General features: G+C 62.9%; 18 protein-coding genes. 14 read left to right on the top strand and 4 right to left on the bottom strand.

From position 1 onward, the window contains the following. Window positions 1-165 precede the first annotated feature (165 nt). The 4 genes from NKH93_RS02800 to NKH93_RS02785 all read left to right on the top strand — a co-directional run bounded on the left by NKH93_RS02800 (window position 166) and on the right by NKH93_RS02785 (window position 3,383). Window positions 166-591 carry a DUF3775 domain-containing protein gene (locus tag NKH93_RS02800; RefSeq protein WP_023678354.1) on the top strand — a complete coding sequence of 142 codons (426 nt, stop codon included), beginning with the start codon at window positions 166-168 and terminating at the stop codon, window positions 589-591. Window positions 592-703: 112 nt separating this feature from the next. Next, window positions 704-1,636 carry an extensin-like domain-containing protein gene (locus NKH93_RS02795; protein WP_352921175.1) on the top strand — a complete coding sequence of 311 codons (933 nt, stop codon included), beginning with the start codon at window positions 704-706 and terminating at the stop codon, window positions 1,634-1,636. Between the two features lie 118 nt (window positions 1,637-1,754). Beyond that, the gene (locus NKH93_RS02790; protein WP_352929698.1) at window positions 1,755-2,609 is read left to right on the top strand and encodes an extensin-like domain-containing protein; all 855 of its coding nucleotides are present in this window, start codon (window positions 1,755-1,757) and stop codon (window positions 2,607-2,609) included. 66 nt (window positions 2,610-2,675) lie between these two features. Beyond that, a complete protein-coding gene (locus NKH93_RS02785; protein ID WP_352921172.1) occupies window positions 2,676-3,383 on the top strand; it encodes an LssY C-terminal domain-containing protein in 708 nt (235 codons plus the stop codon). Between the two features lie 47 nt (window positions 3,384-3,430). Here NKH93_RS02785 and NKH93_RS02780 read toward each other — a convergent pair whose 3' ends face one another. Further along, window positions 3,431-4,450: a zinc-dependent alcohol dehydrogenase family protein gene (locus NKH93_RS02780; RefSeq protein WP_352921170.1), complete on the bottom strand. Its 1,020-nt coding sequence runs from the start codon at window positions 4,448-4,450 to the stop codon at window positions 3,431-3,433. 127 nt (window positions 4,451-4,577) lie between these two features. Here NKH93_RS02780 and NKH93_RS02775 point away from each other — a divergent pair, with 127 nt between their 5' ends. From NKH93_RS02775 to NKH93_RS02765, 3 genes are all read left to right on the top strand, one after another. Continuing rightward, window positions 4,578-5,519, top strand: a complete 942-nt coding sequence (locus NKH93_RS02775) for a LysR family transcriptional regulator (protein WP_352819949.1) — start codon at window positions 4,578-4,580, stop codon at window positions 5,517-5,519. Window positions 5,520-5,578: 59 nt separating this feature from the next. Continuing rightward, window positions 5,579-6,889 (top strand): hemolysin family protein, encoded by a 1,311-nt coding sequence (locus NKH93_RS02770; protein WP_352541053.1) that lies wholly within the window; start codon window positions 5,579-5,581, stop codon window positions 6,887-6,889. 76 nt (window positions 6,890-6,965) lie between these two features. Then, on the top strand, window positions 6,966-7,703 hold the full coding sequence (locus NKH93_RS02765; RefSeq protein ID WP_352770984.1) for a class I SAM-dependent DNA methyltransferase: 738 nt from the start codon (window positions 6,966-6,968) through the stop codon (window positions 7,701-7,703). A 118-nt stretch (window positions 7,704-7,821) separates the two neighbouring features. Here NKH93_RS02765 and NKH93_RS02760 read toward each other — a convergent pair whose 3' ends face one another. Further along, window positions 7,822-8,046: an NAD(+)--rifampin ADP-ribosyltransferase gene (locus NKH93_RS02760; protein ID WP_352469830.1), complete on the bottom strand. Its 225-nt coding sequence runs from the start codon at window positions 8,044-8,046 to the stop codon at window positions 7,822-7,824. A gap of 206 nt (window positions 8,047-8,252) precedes the next feature. Between NKH93_RS02760 and NKH93_RS02755 the strand changes: the two genes are divergently transcribed. Beyond that, the gene (locus NKH93_RS02755) at window positions 8,253-8,546 is read left to right on the top strand and encodes a hypothetical protein (protein ID WP_352775083.1); all 294 of its coding nucleotides are present in this window, start codon (window positions 8,253-8,255) and stop codon (window positions 8,544-8,546) included. A gap of 52 nt (window positions 8,547-8,598) precedes the next feature. Here the strand turns inward: NKH93_RS02755 and NKH93_RS02750 are convergent, their stop codons facing one another. Further along, entirely contained in the window at window positions 8,599-8,889 is a 291-nt protein-coding gene (locus NKH93_RS02750) for a hypothetical protein (RefSeq protein ID WP_352450454.1), read from the bottom strand. Window positions 8,890-9,500: 611 nt separating this feature from the next. Between NKH93_RS02750 and NKH93_RS02745 the strand changes: the two genes are divergently transcribed. Together NKH93_RS02745 and NKH93_RS02740 are read left to right on the top strand one after the other, a co-directional pair. Beyond that, on the top strand, window positions 9,501-11,498 hold the full coding sequence (locus NKH93_RS02745; protein ID WP_352921167.1) for an ABC transporter ATP-binding protein/permease: 1,998 nt from the start codon (window positions 9,501-9,503) through the stop codon (window positions 11,496-11,498). 247 nt (window positions 11,499-11,745) lie between these two features. Then, window positions 11,746-12,219, top strand: a complete 474-nt coding sequence (locus NKH93_RS02740) for a VOC family protein (protein WP_352541103.1) — start codon at window positions 11,746-11,748, stop codon at window positions 12,217-12,219. 56 nt (window positions 12,220-12,275) lie between these two features. On the opposite strand, the gene gcvA is transcribed toward NKH93_RS02740, so the two are convergent. Further along, complete coding sequence (gene gcvA / locus NKH93_RS02735; RefSeq protein ID WP_352819945.1) at window positions 12,276-13,169, bottom strand: transcriptional regulator GcvA; 894 nt, start codon at window positions 13,167-13,169, stop codon at window positions 12,276-12,278. Window positions 13,170-13,376: 207 nt separating this feature from the next. Between gcvA and NKH93_RS02730 the strand changes: the two genes are divergently transcribed. The 4 genes from NKH93_RS02730 to NKH93_RS02715 all read left to right on the top strand — a co-directional run bounded on the left by NKH93_RS02730 (window position 13,377) and on the right by NKH93_RS02715 (window position 15,549). Further along, entirely contained in the window at window positions 13,377-13,562 is a 186-nt protein-coding gene (locus NKH93_RS02730; RefSeq protein WP_352567970.1) for a DUF1127 domain-containing protein, read from the top strand. A 72-nt stretch (window positions 13,563-13,634) separates the two neighbouring features. Continuing rightward, entirely contained in the window at window positions 13,635-14,120 is a 486-nt protein-coding gene (locus tag NKH93_RS02725; RefSeq protein WP_352450460.1) for a VOC family protein, read from the top strand. A 34-nt stretch (window positions 14,121-14,154) separates the two neighbouring features. Beyond that, on the top strand, window positions 14,155-14,880 hold the full coding sequence (locus NKH93_RS02720) for an SDR family oxidoreductase (protein ID WP_352586823.1): 726 nt from the start codon (window positions 14,155-14,157) through the stop codon (window positions 14,878-14,880). A gap of 234 nt (window positions 14,881-15,114) precedes the next feature. After that, window positions 15,115-15,549 (top strand): FKBP-type peptidyl-prolyl cis-trans isomerase, encoded by a 435-nt coding sequence (locus NKH93_RS02715; protein ID WP_352450461.1) that lies wholly within the window; start codon window positions 15,115-15,117, stop codon window positions 15,547-15,549. Window positions 15,550-15,991 lie beyond the last annotated feature (442 nt).

Here is a 15,991-nt window from a genome sequence, read left to right as displayed (position 1 = left end):
ATCCTATCTCAAAACCGCGATCTCTCCCAGCAAGGCCATCTTATCCCGGGAAGAGAGGGCATCGGAAATCATGCTCACGATCAACGCCGCCGCGCAAGATAACGTGACGAGCGCTGCAAATCCGCTATCATCGGGCCGACCGAGCACGAAGCAGGGAGACGGCCGGTGCAGCAACGCGTTGAACGAGACTGGGAGCTTTCGATCGGTCCCGACACCGTGCGCCTGTTCATCCTGAAGGCGAAGGCGCTCAGCGCCGCCGTCAACGAAGACTATGCCGACGGCGCCGAGCACGAGGTAGAGCTCGACGGCAACGCGCACGACAACCACCATCATGACGGCCTTGCCGAGGAAAGCTCCGAAGATCTCACCGAAGAAGAATTGCGCGAGCTGATCGACGATCTCAATGTCGACGAAGCGGCCGAACTGATTGCGTTGGCCTGGGTCGGCCGCGGCGACTATGACGCGACGGAATGGACGGACGCGCTGTCCGCCGCCCGCGAGCGCGCCAACAAGCGCACGGCAAAATATCTGCTCGGCATGCCGCTGCTGGCGGACTGGCTCGAGGAAGGCCTGGAGGCGATCGGCGCGTGACGGCGCGGTTACCGATTGTGATCGCCTCGAACCTTCGTCCAAGGCAACTTCCCTGCATTCTGGCCGTTGCGAGCTGATGGCGGCGTTTGGTTTTTCCGGATTGTGCAGACTGATGCTCGCCGTTGCGGCGGCGTCGCTGCTGGCGGGACCTGCATTAGCCAAGGCGCCCGAACTACCGCAAACCGCACCGGTTCCCCAGCCCAACCGGGAAGCCACTTCGCCATCGCCAACCGAGATCCCGGTCCCCGAACCACGCCCCGCTCCGGAGGCTGAGCGGCCCAAAAACGGTCAGCCTCAAAACGATCAGCCCCAAAATGGCCAGTCCAAGACCGAGCAGCCGGAGCCACCGGCGATCGCACCGCAGCCGCCTGAAAAGCCGGCGCAGGCCGAGCCGCCGGCAAACCCATCGGTCGCGCCACCAAACCCCGCCGAGGCAGACGAGAAGGCGGAGCAAAAAATCCTTCCTGATCCTCGATCGGCCGCCATTGCCGGGAAAGAAATGCCGGCCGAGGAATTGGCCTGCCGCAGGCGGCTGAAATCGATGGGCGTCGATTTCGAGGAGCGCAAGCCCGAGCATGATACGGCGGTCGGTTGCTCGATCCCCTACCCGATCGTGCTGAGGACGCTCGGCAAATCCATCGCCATCGGCCCGGAGCCCGAGCTGAATTGCCAGATGGCGGAAGCGGCCGCACGCTTTGCTGCTTCGGTCATCCAGCCTGCCGCAAAGGCCGAGTTCGGCGCGGATATTAAATCGATCGGCCAGGCCTCCGCCTTTGTCTGCCGGTCGCGCAATGGCGGCGGCAAATTGTCGGAGCACGCCTTCGGCAACGCGCTCGATATCGCCAGCTTCAAGCTTTCGGACGGGAAGGAGATCGATGTCGGCCCCGCGCCGCCGGAAAAGGACGCGAAATTCCTGAACGCAGTGCGCAAGGCAGCCTGCGGACCGTTCAAGACCGTGCTTGGCCCCGGCAGCGATGCCGATCATTCGCTGCATCTCCACTTCGACCTCGAACCGCGCCGCAATGGCGGCACGTTTTGCCAGTGACATCGAGCCCGCCGAGATCGGGCGCCGCAATTTGGCCGCAGGCGTGAACGGCGCCGCTGATTTTTCCTTTACCCTTGGCGATTAAACTCTGTGCCATCTGGGGACAGGAACCCTGCCGATGGCCGGAATATTTCGCGCTGCGCTTGCCGCCGCGCGGCAAACAAGGCGCGCGCGTATGGCCGGCAGGCTTGCCGCCATGCTTGCCATTGCGGGGGTCTCCGCCTGCAATACCGGCAGCGTGCTGTCGCTGCAGCCGGCCGTCGATGTCGGCAGCCAGACCGCTGCCGTCCCGCCCAATTCCGGCGCGCCCAATTCCGACCCACAAAGTTCCGGCCCGGAATATTCCGGCATGCAGCGCCTCGTCCCGTCCAACCCCTATATGACCGCCGCCTATCCGCGCATGGACAACCCGATGTCGCCGGCCGAACAGATGCCGGCCACCGAGATCGATTGCCGCAAGGAACTGAAACGCCTCGGCGTTGTCTACACCGACGTTGCGCCGATCCATGAAGGCCAGTGCGGCATCGACTATCCGGTCAAGGTCTCGGCCATCGGCAGCGTCGAGATGAAGCCGGCCGCGACGCTGACCTGCGACATGGCCGCCACCTTTGCCGGCTGGACCAGGAACGAACTCGTCCCGTCGGCCCGCTGGCGCTATTTCTCGGGCGTCAAGACCATCCACCAGGGCTCGAGCTATTCCTGCCGCAGGATCGCCGGCGAAGGTGTTTTGTCCGAACACGGCAAGGGCAATGCGCTCGACGTGATGAGCATCGAACTCAACAATGGCGACGATATCGACGTCCGCAAGCCCGGCCTGTTCGCCTTCCGCACCCGCGGCTTCCTCAACAATGTGCGCGCCGACGGCTGCCAGTATTTCACCACCGTGCTCGGCCCCGGCTACAACTACGACCACCGCAACCATTTCCATTTCGACATCAAGAACCGCAAGAACGGCTATCGCGCCTGCCGCTGATTGCAGCCCCTGCCCAAGACTTGCTGCGCCGGTTAAGATGATGCGCAGACGCTTGGGTGGTGCCTCTTGAGCCAACGAAGCCTTCGACGACGTGCAACGACCTGGTTGGTGGCATGCTGTGCCGCTTATCTTTCGCTCGCCTATTTCGCCGCGCCTGAGTTCTGGACGTTGCGGGACCGCAATTTTCGCAATCAGCAATTCGAGATGGTGACGCACACGCCGCAAGGCATTCCGGGCGATCCGATCAATGTCGGCCTTGTCGGCACCAAGAAGGAGGTTGTCCATGCTTTTGCCGTCGCCGGCTGGGATACGGCAGACGCCATCACGCTGAAGACCGCCATCGAGATCGGCGAAAGCGTGCTGTTCAACCGCCCCTATCCCGACGCGCCGGTCAGCCGGCTTGTGTTCGAAGGCCGCGCCCAGGACCTCGCCTTCGAAAAGCCGGTCGGCGACAGTGCCGACCGGCGCCATCACGTCCGCTTCTGGCAGACCGATGCGACCGGAGACGACGGCCGGCCGCTCTGGCTCGGCTCGGCAAGCTTCGACCGGGGCGTCGGCCTCAGCCATGACACCGGCGCGATCACCCATCATATCGGCCCCGACGTCGACGCCGAGCGCGACGGGCTGATGCGCGACCTCTCCGCCGCCGGCATGCTGATCTCGACCAGCGAGATACCAGGCGTCGGCGCCACAAAGACCGGGCGCAACGGCGAAGGCGATCCCTATTTCACCGACGGCAGGGCCATCATCGGGGTCCTGCTGCAACTGCCGTAGGCGCGCAATCGGCCTTCCCGTCTGACAGCCATTTCGTCCCGACGGGCTCAGGGCACGGTGATCACGATCTTGCCGAACGGTCCTGTCTCCAGACGCTCAAATGCCTCCGGCACCTCGTCGAAGCCAAACACCTTGTCGATCACCGGCTTGATCGCGAGCGTCTCGATCGCCTGGTTCATTCGCTCGAAGGCGCGGCGGTGGCCGATCGATATGCCTTGTACGACGATCCGGTTGCGTATGAACGGCAGGACCGGAAAATTGAGTTCCATGCTGCCGAGAAGGCCGATCACCGACAGCCGGCCGTCGGCGCCCAGCGCGTTGAGCGAGCGTCGCGCATTGTCGCCGCCGACCATTTCCAGCACGTGGCTGACGCCGGCGCCGTTTGTCAGCTCACGCGCAGCCTCGTCCCATGCCGGCTGGCTGCGATAATTGATCGCCTTCCAGGCGCCGAGCGCCTTCGCCCGCTCGAGCTTCTCGTGGCTGCTCGAGGTGACGATGGCGCGCAGGCCGAAGGCGGCGGCAAATTGCAGCGCAAACAGCGACACGCCGCCGGTGCCCTGGATGAGAACGGTTTCCCCCGGGATCGGCTTGGCCGCCTCGACCAGCGCGAACCACGCCGTCAGCGCCGCGATCGGCAGCGTCGATGCCTCGACGTCGCTGAGCGACGGCGGCGCCGCCACGGCGGCATCCTCATGAAAAAGCACATGCTCAAACAGCATGCCGGGCAGTGACGAACCAAGCGTATGCTTGTGCAGCACCGGCGGGGCGTCGCCGTCCGGCCAGTCGGCGATCACCTGGCCGAGCACGCGCTGCCCGATGCCGAAGCGGCTGACTTCGCTGCCGGTGGCGACTACTTCGCCTACCGCGTCCGATGTCGGCACGAACGGAAAGCTGAGGTCCGGTATCAGCACGCCATCGACGATCATCCTGTCCTTGTAATTCAGCGATACCGCTGTGACGCGTACCAGAAGATCATGCGGCCCGGCTTGGGGCAGCTTTCCATCAGCCGGCTTCAACCTGGACAGGCCGAAACCGTTCATCTGCCAGGATCTGTTTTCGGTGCTCATTTGGTTCGCGCTCCGTGGTTGATGATTGCGCGAGACATTTACGCCGTTTCACTATGGAGAAAAGTGCTTCCATGTGGCATGTTCTGCAACAGATTAAGGAGCAAAACTCTACAATAGGAGCGCTTCATTGGAATCGGCCAATTTGCAAGGCATCGTCGCATTCGTTCACGCGGTGGAGGCCGGAAGCTTCACCGGCGCCGGCGCGCGGCTGCATGTCACCAAATCGGCGGTCGGCAAGTCGATCGCGCAGCTGGAACAGCGATTAGGCGTTCGCCTGCTCAACCGCACCACCCGCAGCCTCAGCCCGACCAGCGAGGGCCTGAGCTATTACGAAGCCTGCGTCAGGGCATTGGCCGAGATCGATGCCGCCCAGTCGCTGCTCGCTTCCCGCAAGCAGGTGCCTTCCGGCCGGCTTCGTGTCGACCTGCCTCTGGCCTTCGGCCGCCGGTGCGTCGCCCCAGTGCTGTTCGAGATTTCCAAAAGATATCCGGATCTGACGATGGAAATCTCCTTCAACGACCGGCGCGTCGACTTGATCGAGGAAGGCATCGACCTGACGGTGCGTATGGGCGACCTCGACGACAGCTTGTCGCTCGCCGCGCGCCGCATCTATGCCCAGCGTTCGGGCGTCTGCGCCGCCCCCGCCTATCTCGACGCCCATGGCAGGCCGCAATCGATCGAGGACCTGGCCAGGCACAGCCTCATCGGCTACGGCCGCGACGGCACTGTCCATCCCTGGACCGTCAGGCATGCCGACGGCCGTCTCGAAAAATTCGCGCCCAAGGCACGGCTGGTGCTCGGTCACGGCGAACCGATGCTCGATGCGGTACTGGCCGGCTGCGGCATCGTCTATCTGCCGACATGGCTGACGGCCGACAGCATCAGGCGCGGCGAGCTCGAAATGGTTCTGTCGGACTGTCTTGTCGAAAACACCGTGGTGCATGCCATCTGGCCGGTAACACGCAATCTCGCGCCAAAGGTGCGCGTCGTCGTCGACGCCCTGATCGAGCATTTTGCCGCGCCGTCCTGGGATGCGGCAGGAGTGCCGCCTGATTGCCCGGCTCGCTAAATTTAAAAAGCGCGACCGTCCTATTTTCGAAAACAGCGCGGCAATGCTATGGACCCGGCATGCTTTATGCTGAAATTGCCATCGTGGTCGTCCTCATCTGCATTAACGGCCTTCTGTCGATGTCCGAGCTCGCCATCGTCTCGTCGCGGCCGGCGCGCCTCAAGACGATGATCGACCGCAACGTCAAGGGCGCCGGCCGGGCCCTGGCGCTCGGCGCCAATCCGGGAAAATTCCTGTCCTCGGTGCAGATCGGCATCACTTTGGTCGGCGTCTTGTCCGGTGCCTTTTCCGGCGCCACGCTCGGCGAGCGGCTGGCCACCTCCCTGGCGTCGGCCGGCATCCGCGAAAGCCTCGCCGATCCGCTCGGCGTCGGCATCGTCGTCGCCCTCATCACCTATGGCTCGCTGATCATCGGCGAACTGGTGCCCAAGCAGATCGCATTGCGCGACCCCGAACGGGTCGCCGTCAGGGTTGCCCCGGCAATGACCATCCTCGCCGGCGTCTCGGCGCCGCTGGTCTTCCTGCTCGATTTTTCCGGCCGCGCCCTCCTGTGGCTGCTTGGCCAGCGCGGTCAGAGCGAGGATAAGGTCACCGACGAGGAGATCAAGATGCTGGTCGCCGAAGCCGAGCACCACGGCACCATCGAATCCGACGAACGGCGGATGATCGCCGGCGTCATGCGGCTCGGCGACCGTGCCGTGCGCGCGGTGATGACGCCGCGCACCGAAGTCGACTGGATCAATCTGCAATCCGACGAGGCGGCCATCAGGAAGCTGCTGATGGACACCCAGCATTCGCGCCTGCCGGCCGGCGACGGCGGCGTCGACGCCATGATCGGCGTCGTCCAGACCCGCGACGTGCTGGCCGCAATGCTCGGCGGCCGCGCTCTCGACCCGCGCCGGCACGTGCGGGCCGCGCCGATCGTGCACGACCAGGCCGACGCGCTGGACGTGCTTGCGACGCTGAAGGAATCCGACGTGCCGATGGCGCTGGTGCATGACGAGTACGGCCATTTCGAAGGCATCGTCACCCCGGCCGACATTCTGGAAGCGATCACCGGCGTCTTCCGTTCGGATCTCGACGCCGGCGAAGAGGAAAACGCCGTCAAGCGCGAGGACGGCTCATGGCTGCTCGCCGGCTACATGCAGGCCGACGAGATGGCAGAGGTCCTCGGCATCGACCTGCCTGAGAGCCGCGATTATGAAACCGTCGCCGGCTATGTGCTGTCGCATTTGCACCATCTGCCGGCGACCGGCGAATGCGTCGACGCGCAAGGCTGGCGCTTCGAGGTCGTCGACCTCGACGGCCGCCGCATCGACAAGCTCATCGCCACCCGCCTGCCCGGCGGCCACCGCGAGGTCGTGCGGTAACGATCGACGCGACTTATGGGCTATATGCTCGCGGCGACACCGCTCGCACAGTCAAAGTTGATTGGGAATACCGCCTATGGTCGACCACCTTTTCGCCGACCCGTATCTCGCTGCCGTCTACGATGCCTGGCACCCGAGATCTGCGCGCGACGACTATGATTTCTACCTGCCCCGCATTCTAACAGCAGACGCGGTGCTTGATGTCGGATGTGGAACGGGCACCCTCCTTCACGAGGCACGCCTGGCCGGACATTCAGGGCGGCTCTGCGGCATCGACCCAGCACCCGTCGTGTTGAATCGCGCACGAACGCGCGCGGATATCGAATGGGTTCTCGGCGATCTCCAATCGGCCGGCTGGACAGCCGAATTTGATCTCATTGTGATGACGGGGCACGCATTCCAGGCCCTTGTCAGCGACGAAGACCTGAGGGATTTCATGGCGGCTGTCCGACACGCCCTTGTCCCAGGCGGATGCTTCGCGTTCGAAACGCGGAACCCTTCGGTGCGGGCGTGGGAGCACTGGACACCCGAAAATGCGGTCGTCGTTGAGCTGCCTGACGGGTCGCTGGTGCAGATCACAACAGAGGTGATCGTGCCGTTCGATGGACAGACGGTGACATTCACCCACAGGTTCGGCGGAAAGCATCCGAGCCTTCCGCAAGTTAGTCGCAGCACCTTGCGATTCCTCGAGACGGACGCCTTATCGAGCCTGCTGGGGAACGCGGGGCTACGGATCGAACAGCAATTCGGCGACTTTGACGGCAGCCCACTTGGCCCTTCGAGCCCAGAGATCATCACGTTCGCGGCCAGATGAAAAGGAGCATCCGCTCTCCAGCCAGCAAGCAACGACAACTCGCGGCCCCATTGCGGACGTGGAGCCGTATTTTGCGGCGGCTGCGACGCAGAAATGAGACTGCCGACCGTCAGCCAGGTCAAGCTTGGCAATCGCAGGACTCAGCGATCAATCGATTGCCTCGATGCCTTGTGCCCTCAGCCGTTCGAGATGGTCCATCATCCAGAGTGCCGGTTAGATAGACCCAGGCTGCCTGCTTTCGCGCGCCGTAGTTGGCGCTGTGGCCGGCTTCGATCAGGTCTCCCGGTTTAAGGTCGGCCCGGGTGCCGTGGTAGAATTGGCGCGGCTGGTCGGAGGCTGTCATCGGCTCGCTACTCATCCTCGTTGTCTCAGGCATCATGGTGCGCACTATTTCATGCACCTCATCGAACCAAGCCTCCGGCCGCGCGGTTATCGGCCGTCCGCGCTCAGCGCTGCCGACATCCATTCCGGTCATACCGCCCGATGCGCGCTAGCGGTCGGCTGCCGGCGCGGTTATTATCGGCGGCTGCACCGTCGCCAAGGTGGAAAATGGATCTGCAAGTCTTCAGAGACTCGATTGCGAAACCACAGCCGCCAGCCGGCTTGAGCCCTGCCCTGCAGGCGCTGTGGTGGGATGCAAAGGGCGATTGGGTCAAGGCGCACGAGTGCGCGCAGCAGCGCGACGATACGGCGGGCATGCACGTGCATGCCTATCTCCACCGCAAGGAAGGCGACCAGTCGAATGCGGAATATTGGTATCGCCGCAGCAACGCGGCGCCGTCGACCTTAACGCTTGACGAGGAATGGCAGGAGTTGGCAGGTACACTTTTGCAGCAAAGCTGACGCTTGCTCAGTCATCGTAAAATGGCCGGTCCTGCATCCACTCGCCGGGGTTTCAGCTGGCGCCCTGGGGCTTGTCCCTGCCGTTCCATTCCGCATTGCGCGCCTGCGCCTCTTCGGCGATCAGCTTGAACTCCCGCATCTTCGCAGCTTCGATGGCGAATGCGCGGCTTGGCAGGACGCCAGGGTCCTCCTGACTGTTCTGAAACTGAAAACGGGCCTCCAGTTCGGCCCATATTCGCTCGGGTGCCGTATCCTTGCTGGCAAGCAGCGCAACGACCAGCGCCAGAGTCTCGCGCTGGGCGTTCAGCCGCCCTTCGATCTCTTCATTCGGCAATTCGGACATGCGGGTCGCTTCCAGTTTCTGGCTCAACGGCAAAATCGCACCCTTGTTCCGGAATTCAGCGCTGGCACGTTCAGGCTGAGCAGCGGATGCTCGCCGGCAAAGCAGTGCCGGGCAGCTCCTCGCAAACATCGTGGAGATCACCGAGTTCGAAGTCGATGCACTACTGACTTTGTCCAGCTTGAGCGGGCCGACACCATTCACCTACCCCTTTCGGCTGGCGCCGACGGGCCACAGGACGCATCTCCACTTCGAGGCTTCGATTACCGGGAAAGGGCTTCCCGGGCCGATGGCACTTCTCGCGCCGCTTGCGTCCAGCTTCTTCGAACGCGGCAATGCGAACAAATCTTGAGAGCCTGAAGCGAATTGTCGAGACTGCTCGTCCAGCAGATTGATCCCAAGGGTCGCCGTTCAACCTCATTCCAGCAGACTTCCGGATTCCACCCCGTAGCCGGCACCTGCGGTTAACTGCCCGCGACGATCAAAGCCTGTCATCGAGAACGGCCATAGGCTGCTGCGAGCACCGGAACAGCTGAGAAGCCTTGGCGTTGTTGGCATCCGGGATCTCGAGCGGACGCTATGAAACCTTCTGATTTTTAACCCGTTATCGCCGGATGCCCGAGGCTAAATTTAAGCTGAAATCGGTTGACGGCGCCCAATCGCGCGATGCCGAGAAGTCGCGCCGCGAGAAACAATCGACTGTCGAAGTCGCGTCAGAGGTCGTCGGCCAGCCCGCGCCGCCGCCGGATGTCACCGAACCCGATCCCGAGCTGACACCTGAAGAGGCCGAGCGGACGCGCAAGAGATACCTGCTTAAGCGCTTCTGGATCAGCGCGCGCGGTTACTGGAGCGGCAGTGGCGACAGGGTCGCCTGGCCGTTGACGATCGGGCTGCTGGTCCTGATCGTCGCCAATGTCGGCTTCCAGTATGGGATCAATGTCTGGAACCGCGCAATTTTCGACGCCATTGAGCAACGCAATGCCCACACCGTATATTGGCTGAGCGCCGTATTCCTGCCACTCGTGATCGGAAGCGCCAGCCTTGTGGTGGCACAGGTCTTCTTTCGCATGAGGATACAGCGCCGCTGGCGGTCCTGGCTCACCACCGCGGTCATCGCGCGCTGGCTCGCAAGCGGCCGCTACTATCAGCTGAACCTCGTCGGCGGCGATCACAGCAACCCCGAAGCCCGCATCGCCGAGGATTTGCGGATTGCCACCGAATCGCCCGTCGATTTCATCGCCGGTGTCATCGTCGCATTTCTGTCGGCCTCGACCTTCATCGTGGTGCTCTGGACGATCGGCGGCGCCCTGACCCTGACGATTGCAGGTTCGACCGTCACCATTCCCGGCTTCCTAGTCATCACCGCAGTGCTCTATTCCGCGATCACGTCCACTTCGATGGCGGTCATTGGCCGCCATTTCGTCCACCTCTCCGAGGAAAAAAATCAGGCGGAAGCCGAGTTCCGCTACACGCTGACGCGCGTGCGGGAAAACGGCGAGAGCATCGCATTGCTCGGCGGCGAGGAGGAGGAGCGCAGCGGCATGGACAAGACATTTGCCCATGTGCTCAGGCAATGGGCGCTCCTTGCAGGCCAGCACATGCGCACGGCACTGGTGTCTCAGGGGTCGAGCCTGTTTGCGCCTGTCGTGCCGGTCTTGCTTTGCGCTCCAAAGTTCCTCGAAGGCAGCATGACACTTGGACAGGTCATGCAGGCTGCCTCGGCCTTTGCCATCGTGCAGGGCGCGTTCGGATGGCTGGTCGACAACTATCCCCGTCTCGCCGATTGGAACGCCTGTGCTCGGCGCATCGCTTCGCTGATGATGTCGCTCGACGGGCTCGAGCGGGCGGAACAGAGCAACACGCTGGGACGCATAAAGCGCGGCGAGACCGGCGGCAATGCGATGCTCAGCCTGAACAATCTCTCCGTGTCGCTCGACGACGGCACCGCCGTGGTCAAGGAAACCGAGGTCGTGATCGAACCAGGCGAGCGGGTGCTCGTCGCCGGCGAATCCGGCTCGGGCAAGAGTACGCTGGTGCGGGCCGTCGCGGGTCTGTGGCCATGGGGTAGCGGCAGCGTCAACATCCGCGCCGACAGACGGTTGTTCATGTTGCCGCAACGGCCCTACATCCCGACCGGGACGCTTCGCCGCGCTGTCGCCTATCCAGGCGCCGCCGACAACTGGACGCTGGATAAGATCAAGGCTGCCCTCGACAAGGTGGGACTCGACTACCTCAACGACCGGATCGAGGAGGACGCGCCATGGGACCAGACCTTGTCGGGTGGCGAAAAGCAGCGCCTCGCCTTTGCGCGTCTTCTACTGCACCGCCCCGATATCATCGTGCTGGACGAGGCAACGTCGGCACTCGATGAGAAGAGCCAGGACAAGATGATGGAGATGATTATTCGCGAATTGCCGAAGGTCACCATCATAAGCGTAGCGCACCGCGCCGAGCTGGAGGCCTTCCACAGCCGCAAGATCACATTGGAGCGGCACAAGGGCGGCGCAAAACTTGTCAGCGATATCGAACTCGTCCCGCGCAAGGACAGACGGAACTTGCTCATGCGCCTTCTGAGACAACGGCGCGCCAACGGAAAGCCAGCGCGACCTTGAGCAAAGCGGCGCTGCCCTTCGCAAAGAGTGAGGCCGCCGGTCGGACCAGGCGGACCATCGCCGGTTCGAGTCACTGCCCGTATCTGGTCCTGAAAGCACCAGCCGTGGTACCTTGATTCCGGGCAGCTGCTGCTGTCGGAACGTCGATGGCACGAGCGCATTTCCATGTCCGGTGCAACGCCGATGCAACCCGGGTTGATTTCAAAAGCCCAGATTGATTTCGAAAGCAAAGGGACCAGCAATGACAATCGCCAAGAACACGATCTGCCTTTGGTACGACAAGGACGCCGAGGCTGCGGCCCGCTTCTATTCCGAGATTTTTCCCGACAGTTCGGTGAAATCCGTCCACCGCGCTCCCAGCGACTACCCGTCCGGCAAGGCAGGCGACGTGCTGACGGTCGAGTTCACGGTCGTCGGCATCCCCTGTCTCGGCCTCAATGGCGGGCCCGCGTTTAAACACAACGAAGCCTTCTCCTTCCAGATCGCCACCGACGATCAGCAGGAGACCGACCGCTATTGGAACGCCATCGTCGGCAATGGCGGCCAGGAAAGTGCCTGCGGCTGGTGCAAGGACAAATGGGGCATCTCCTGGCAAATCACGCCGCGCGTGCTGACCGAAGCGATGGCCGCCGGCGGCGATGAAGCAAAGCGCGCATTCGAGGCGATGATGGAGATGAAGAAAATTGACGTTGCGGCGATCGAGGCGGCGCGGCGCGGCTGACAGTCCTGCGGTGACCCGAAGCGGAAGTCGGTGCATCACCCGGTCCGGCCTTCCCGTCAGTCCATTTGCGGCGTGACTTCTGAGAGCAGCCAATCCCTGAAAGCCTTGACTTTGCGCTGACGGATCGCCTCCGGCGGGTAGACGAAATAGAAGCTGGAGGGGGATTTCAGGGCGTGGCCGAAGGGGCGGACGAGCCGCCCGGCGGCAAGGTCGGCCGCAACGAGCATGGTCCGGCCGAGCACCACGCCCTCGCCTTGTGCGGCCGACTCCATGGCAAAGGTGGCAGAGTCGAAGGTAATCCCGCTCTGCGGGTCCACGCCCTCGACCCCGGCGCTTGCCAGCCAGGTCGCCCAGTCGATCGGAAAGCTGTCACGGATCAGCGTGTGGTGTTTGAGGTCCTCAGGCGTGCGGAGCGGATGTGCACCCTCAAGAAGCTTTGGGCTGCACACTGGAAACACCTCCTCGCCGGTGAGGAACTCTGACGTGAGCCCCGGATAGTTTCCGTTGCCATAACGGACGGCGACATCGATGCCGTCGCCGAGGAAGTTGGTCAGCTTCCCGCTTGTCGAAACCCGCACATCGACGTCGCCATGCGCACGGTGAAAGCGATAGAGGCGCGGCACCAGCCATCTGCCCGCGAAGCCATCGGAGGTGCTGACGTTCAATGTCGAGCTCGAATAGCGGGCTGTTGCTGCCGCGGTGGCGGTGGCCAACTGGGCGAGCGCCTCGCGCACCGCCCGCGCATAGGGCTCGCCAACGGCTGTCAGACTCACCGAACGCGTACCGCGCTCGAACAGCTGCACACCGAGCTGATCCTCAAGATTCTTGATCGCCCGGCTGATCGCACCGTGGGTGACATGAAGTTCCTCTGCCGCCTTGGAGAAACTCAACAGGCGCGCCGCGGCCTCGAAACTTGGCAAGGTGGTGAGGGGAGGCAGCTTCCGGGGCATGGATCGATACCTGTACGTGTGAGTGATGCTCACAGATTGTCGCCGATAAGTCGTTTGTCGTCCAGGCCAGAAGCCGGCATGTTTGCTCGCGTAATCAGTCATTCACCGCCGCTGCAAAAGGCGAGTTTGATGTGACTGATACTCTCGCTGACGAAAGTCGCGGGGCAACTGCTGAAACCAAAACTGCCGCCACTCTGGGAGAGCACCATGAACGCCAAACGAGTTGAACCCATCGTCGACGTCCTGACCGGCATGGCCGGCCGCATTCTCGCCTCGAGCAGCCGGCGCCGGACCGGGCGGCAGATTGCACGCTTCTCGACCCGCCGGCTCGAAGACCTCGGGTTTGCCCGCGACTGGGACGGTTCGGTCTATCGGCCGTCGGACCACCGCTAGCCTGAACGAAAGCAACAGCGGACAGGCTCTTCGCCAAAGATCGCTGTCGCAAGGAATTAATGGAGAACGGACATGGCCACCATCCACCCATTCCTCTGGTTCAACACCGACGCGGAGCAAGCCCGCGATTTCTATCTCTCGGTCTTCAAGAACAGCAAAGCGCTCCAGACCATCGAATACACCGACTGGGTGTCCGGAACCAACAAGACGGTCCCGCATGCCACCTTCGATTTCGAGCTCGAAGGACTGCACCTTACTGCGCTCAATGCCGGGCCGCAGCCGCCCTTCAACGAGCGGCTCTCGCTTTACATCGAGACCAGGGACCAGGCCGAGACCGACTACTACTATGAGGCGCTCACCGCCGGCGGCGGCAAGGCACAACCCTGCGGCTGGCTCACCGACAGATACGGCGTCTACTGGCAGGTCATCCCGGAAATCCTGCCGCGGCTCAGTGCCGATCCGGATCGCGAAAAGGCCAACCGCGTCCGGCAGGCGATGTACGGGATGCGCAAGATCATCATCGCCGACCTCGAAGCCGCCTATGCCGGCAAGGCCTGACCCTCACCGCAATCGCAACGAACGGAGAACCCTCATGACATCGCTCGTGGACAGGAAAGTCATCGTCGTCGGCGGTAGTTCCGGCATCGGTCTCGGCGTCGCGGAAGCTGCTCTCAACGGCGGAGCGAAGGTCGTGATCGTCGGACGCTCGCCCGAGAAACTGCTGGCTGCCGAACGGACGCTCAATGCGGGCCGCGTGACCAGCGTGGTCGCCGACATGACCGACGAAGCGGACGTCGCTCGCCTGTTCGACGAGGTCGGTCCCTTCGATCACCTCGTATCGACCGCCGGAACACTGCCGCCCGGCGATCCGATCGGCAGTACCGACATGGAGGCTGTGCGAGGCTTCGTCGATAACAAGCTGATTGGCGCTGTCATGCTCTCCAAGCATGCTGTGCGCACCCTGAAAGCCGGCGGCTCGATGACCTTCACCTCGGGAATAAATAAGGATCGGCCGCCGGTGCCGGGAGGCTCGGTCGTCTCCGCGATTGCCGGTTCATTCAGCTACTTCGCCCGCGCTCTGGCGCTCGAACTGGCCCCGACGCGCGTCAATGTCGTGTCGCCCGGATGGGTCGATACACCGATGTGGGACATTGTTGGAGAAGCCAAATCCAGCTTCTTTGCCGACATGGCTGCCCGGTTGCCATCGAGAAAAATTCCGACCGCTGCGGACGTCGCCGCCGCCTACCTCTACCTCATGGAAAGCGACTTCACGACCGGCGAGACGATCCGCATCGATGGCGGCCATAACCTGATCTAGCCGCCATTTGCACGCCGCCTGGATGGGCTGAGCCGGCATGACTGCTAGACCGGTGCACTGCTGCCGAAGGCGACGAACGCCGGCGGGTCATGCCGGCGTCGCGCAATCGGGGTTTACATCGGCAGCCAGGTCCCTAGTTTTAGCGTTTCGCGCCGCGCACCTAAGTGTGTGGATGATCGAGGACGGGACCGTGAGCTCTGGCCGGCCCCTCGAAACTTTCAAAGGATGGCTATCATGACACAGGCCAAGAATGGCGACACCGTGCGCATCAATTACAATGGCCGCCTGGCTGACGGCACTCAGTTCGATTCTTCCGGCAACGAACCGCTGCAATTCACGTTGGGTGAAGGACAAGTGATCGCCGGTCTCGAAACCCATGTCGAGGGTATGGAGGTGGGCGCGAAAAGCACCGTCACCATTCCCGCCGACGCCGCCTATGGCCCCCACCGCCCCGAAGCGGTCATGACCGTCGACCGCGCCCGCGTACCAGACAACATCAATGTCGATATCGGCGCTCGACTGCAGGTCAGAACCCCGGAAGGGCGCCCGATGCCGGTAACAGTCGTCGGCGTGGACGACACCAGCGTCAAGCTCGACGGCAATCATCCGTTGGCCGGGCGCGATCTCGTGTTCGACGTTGAACTGGTCGAGATCGTTCAGGCGGCGTAGGGCACGGCAAAGCGCGTGACGGCCATGATTTTCGGGTGACGCATTTCGACCGGCGGTTCCGGCGGTGCGTCACCTGTTTGGAGGCAAAGACCGCGACGGCGGAAATCGTGTAGCGTGCAGCAACCCATAGAGACATTCGGCATCTGGAATGTCCAATTCAGGTCGCGGTCTCGAGGACCTGTGGAAGGGTAGTGTCTCAGTTTGAAATTAAGACGACGGTCCATCGTAGTCAGGCGGTGGCGGCGTGCCTGGCCACCGAAGCACGACTTCCTCGCAGGAGTCTTGCATGCGCATGACGCGGACGGCGTTGCCGATCACATCGGCGGGGCGCTTCTGGCCTTTAGGTCCGGTGGGCAATTGCTGCCTCCTGAATTGGCCAGCGCTTATACGCGACGACCCAGAGAATGATTATCATTCCCAACGGGACCACAGAGAGAAGCAC

It is taken from the genome of Mesorhizobium sp. M0954, assembly GCF_040319155.1.
In the GTDB taxonomy this organism is placed as follows: domain Bacteria; phylum Pseudomonadota; class Alphaproteobacteria; order Rhizobiales; family Rhizobiaceae; genus Mesorhizobium.
The sequence above is the reverse complement of the archived record's forward strand: the minus strand, read 5'-3'. Positions and strand labels throughout refer to the sequence as shown.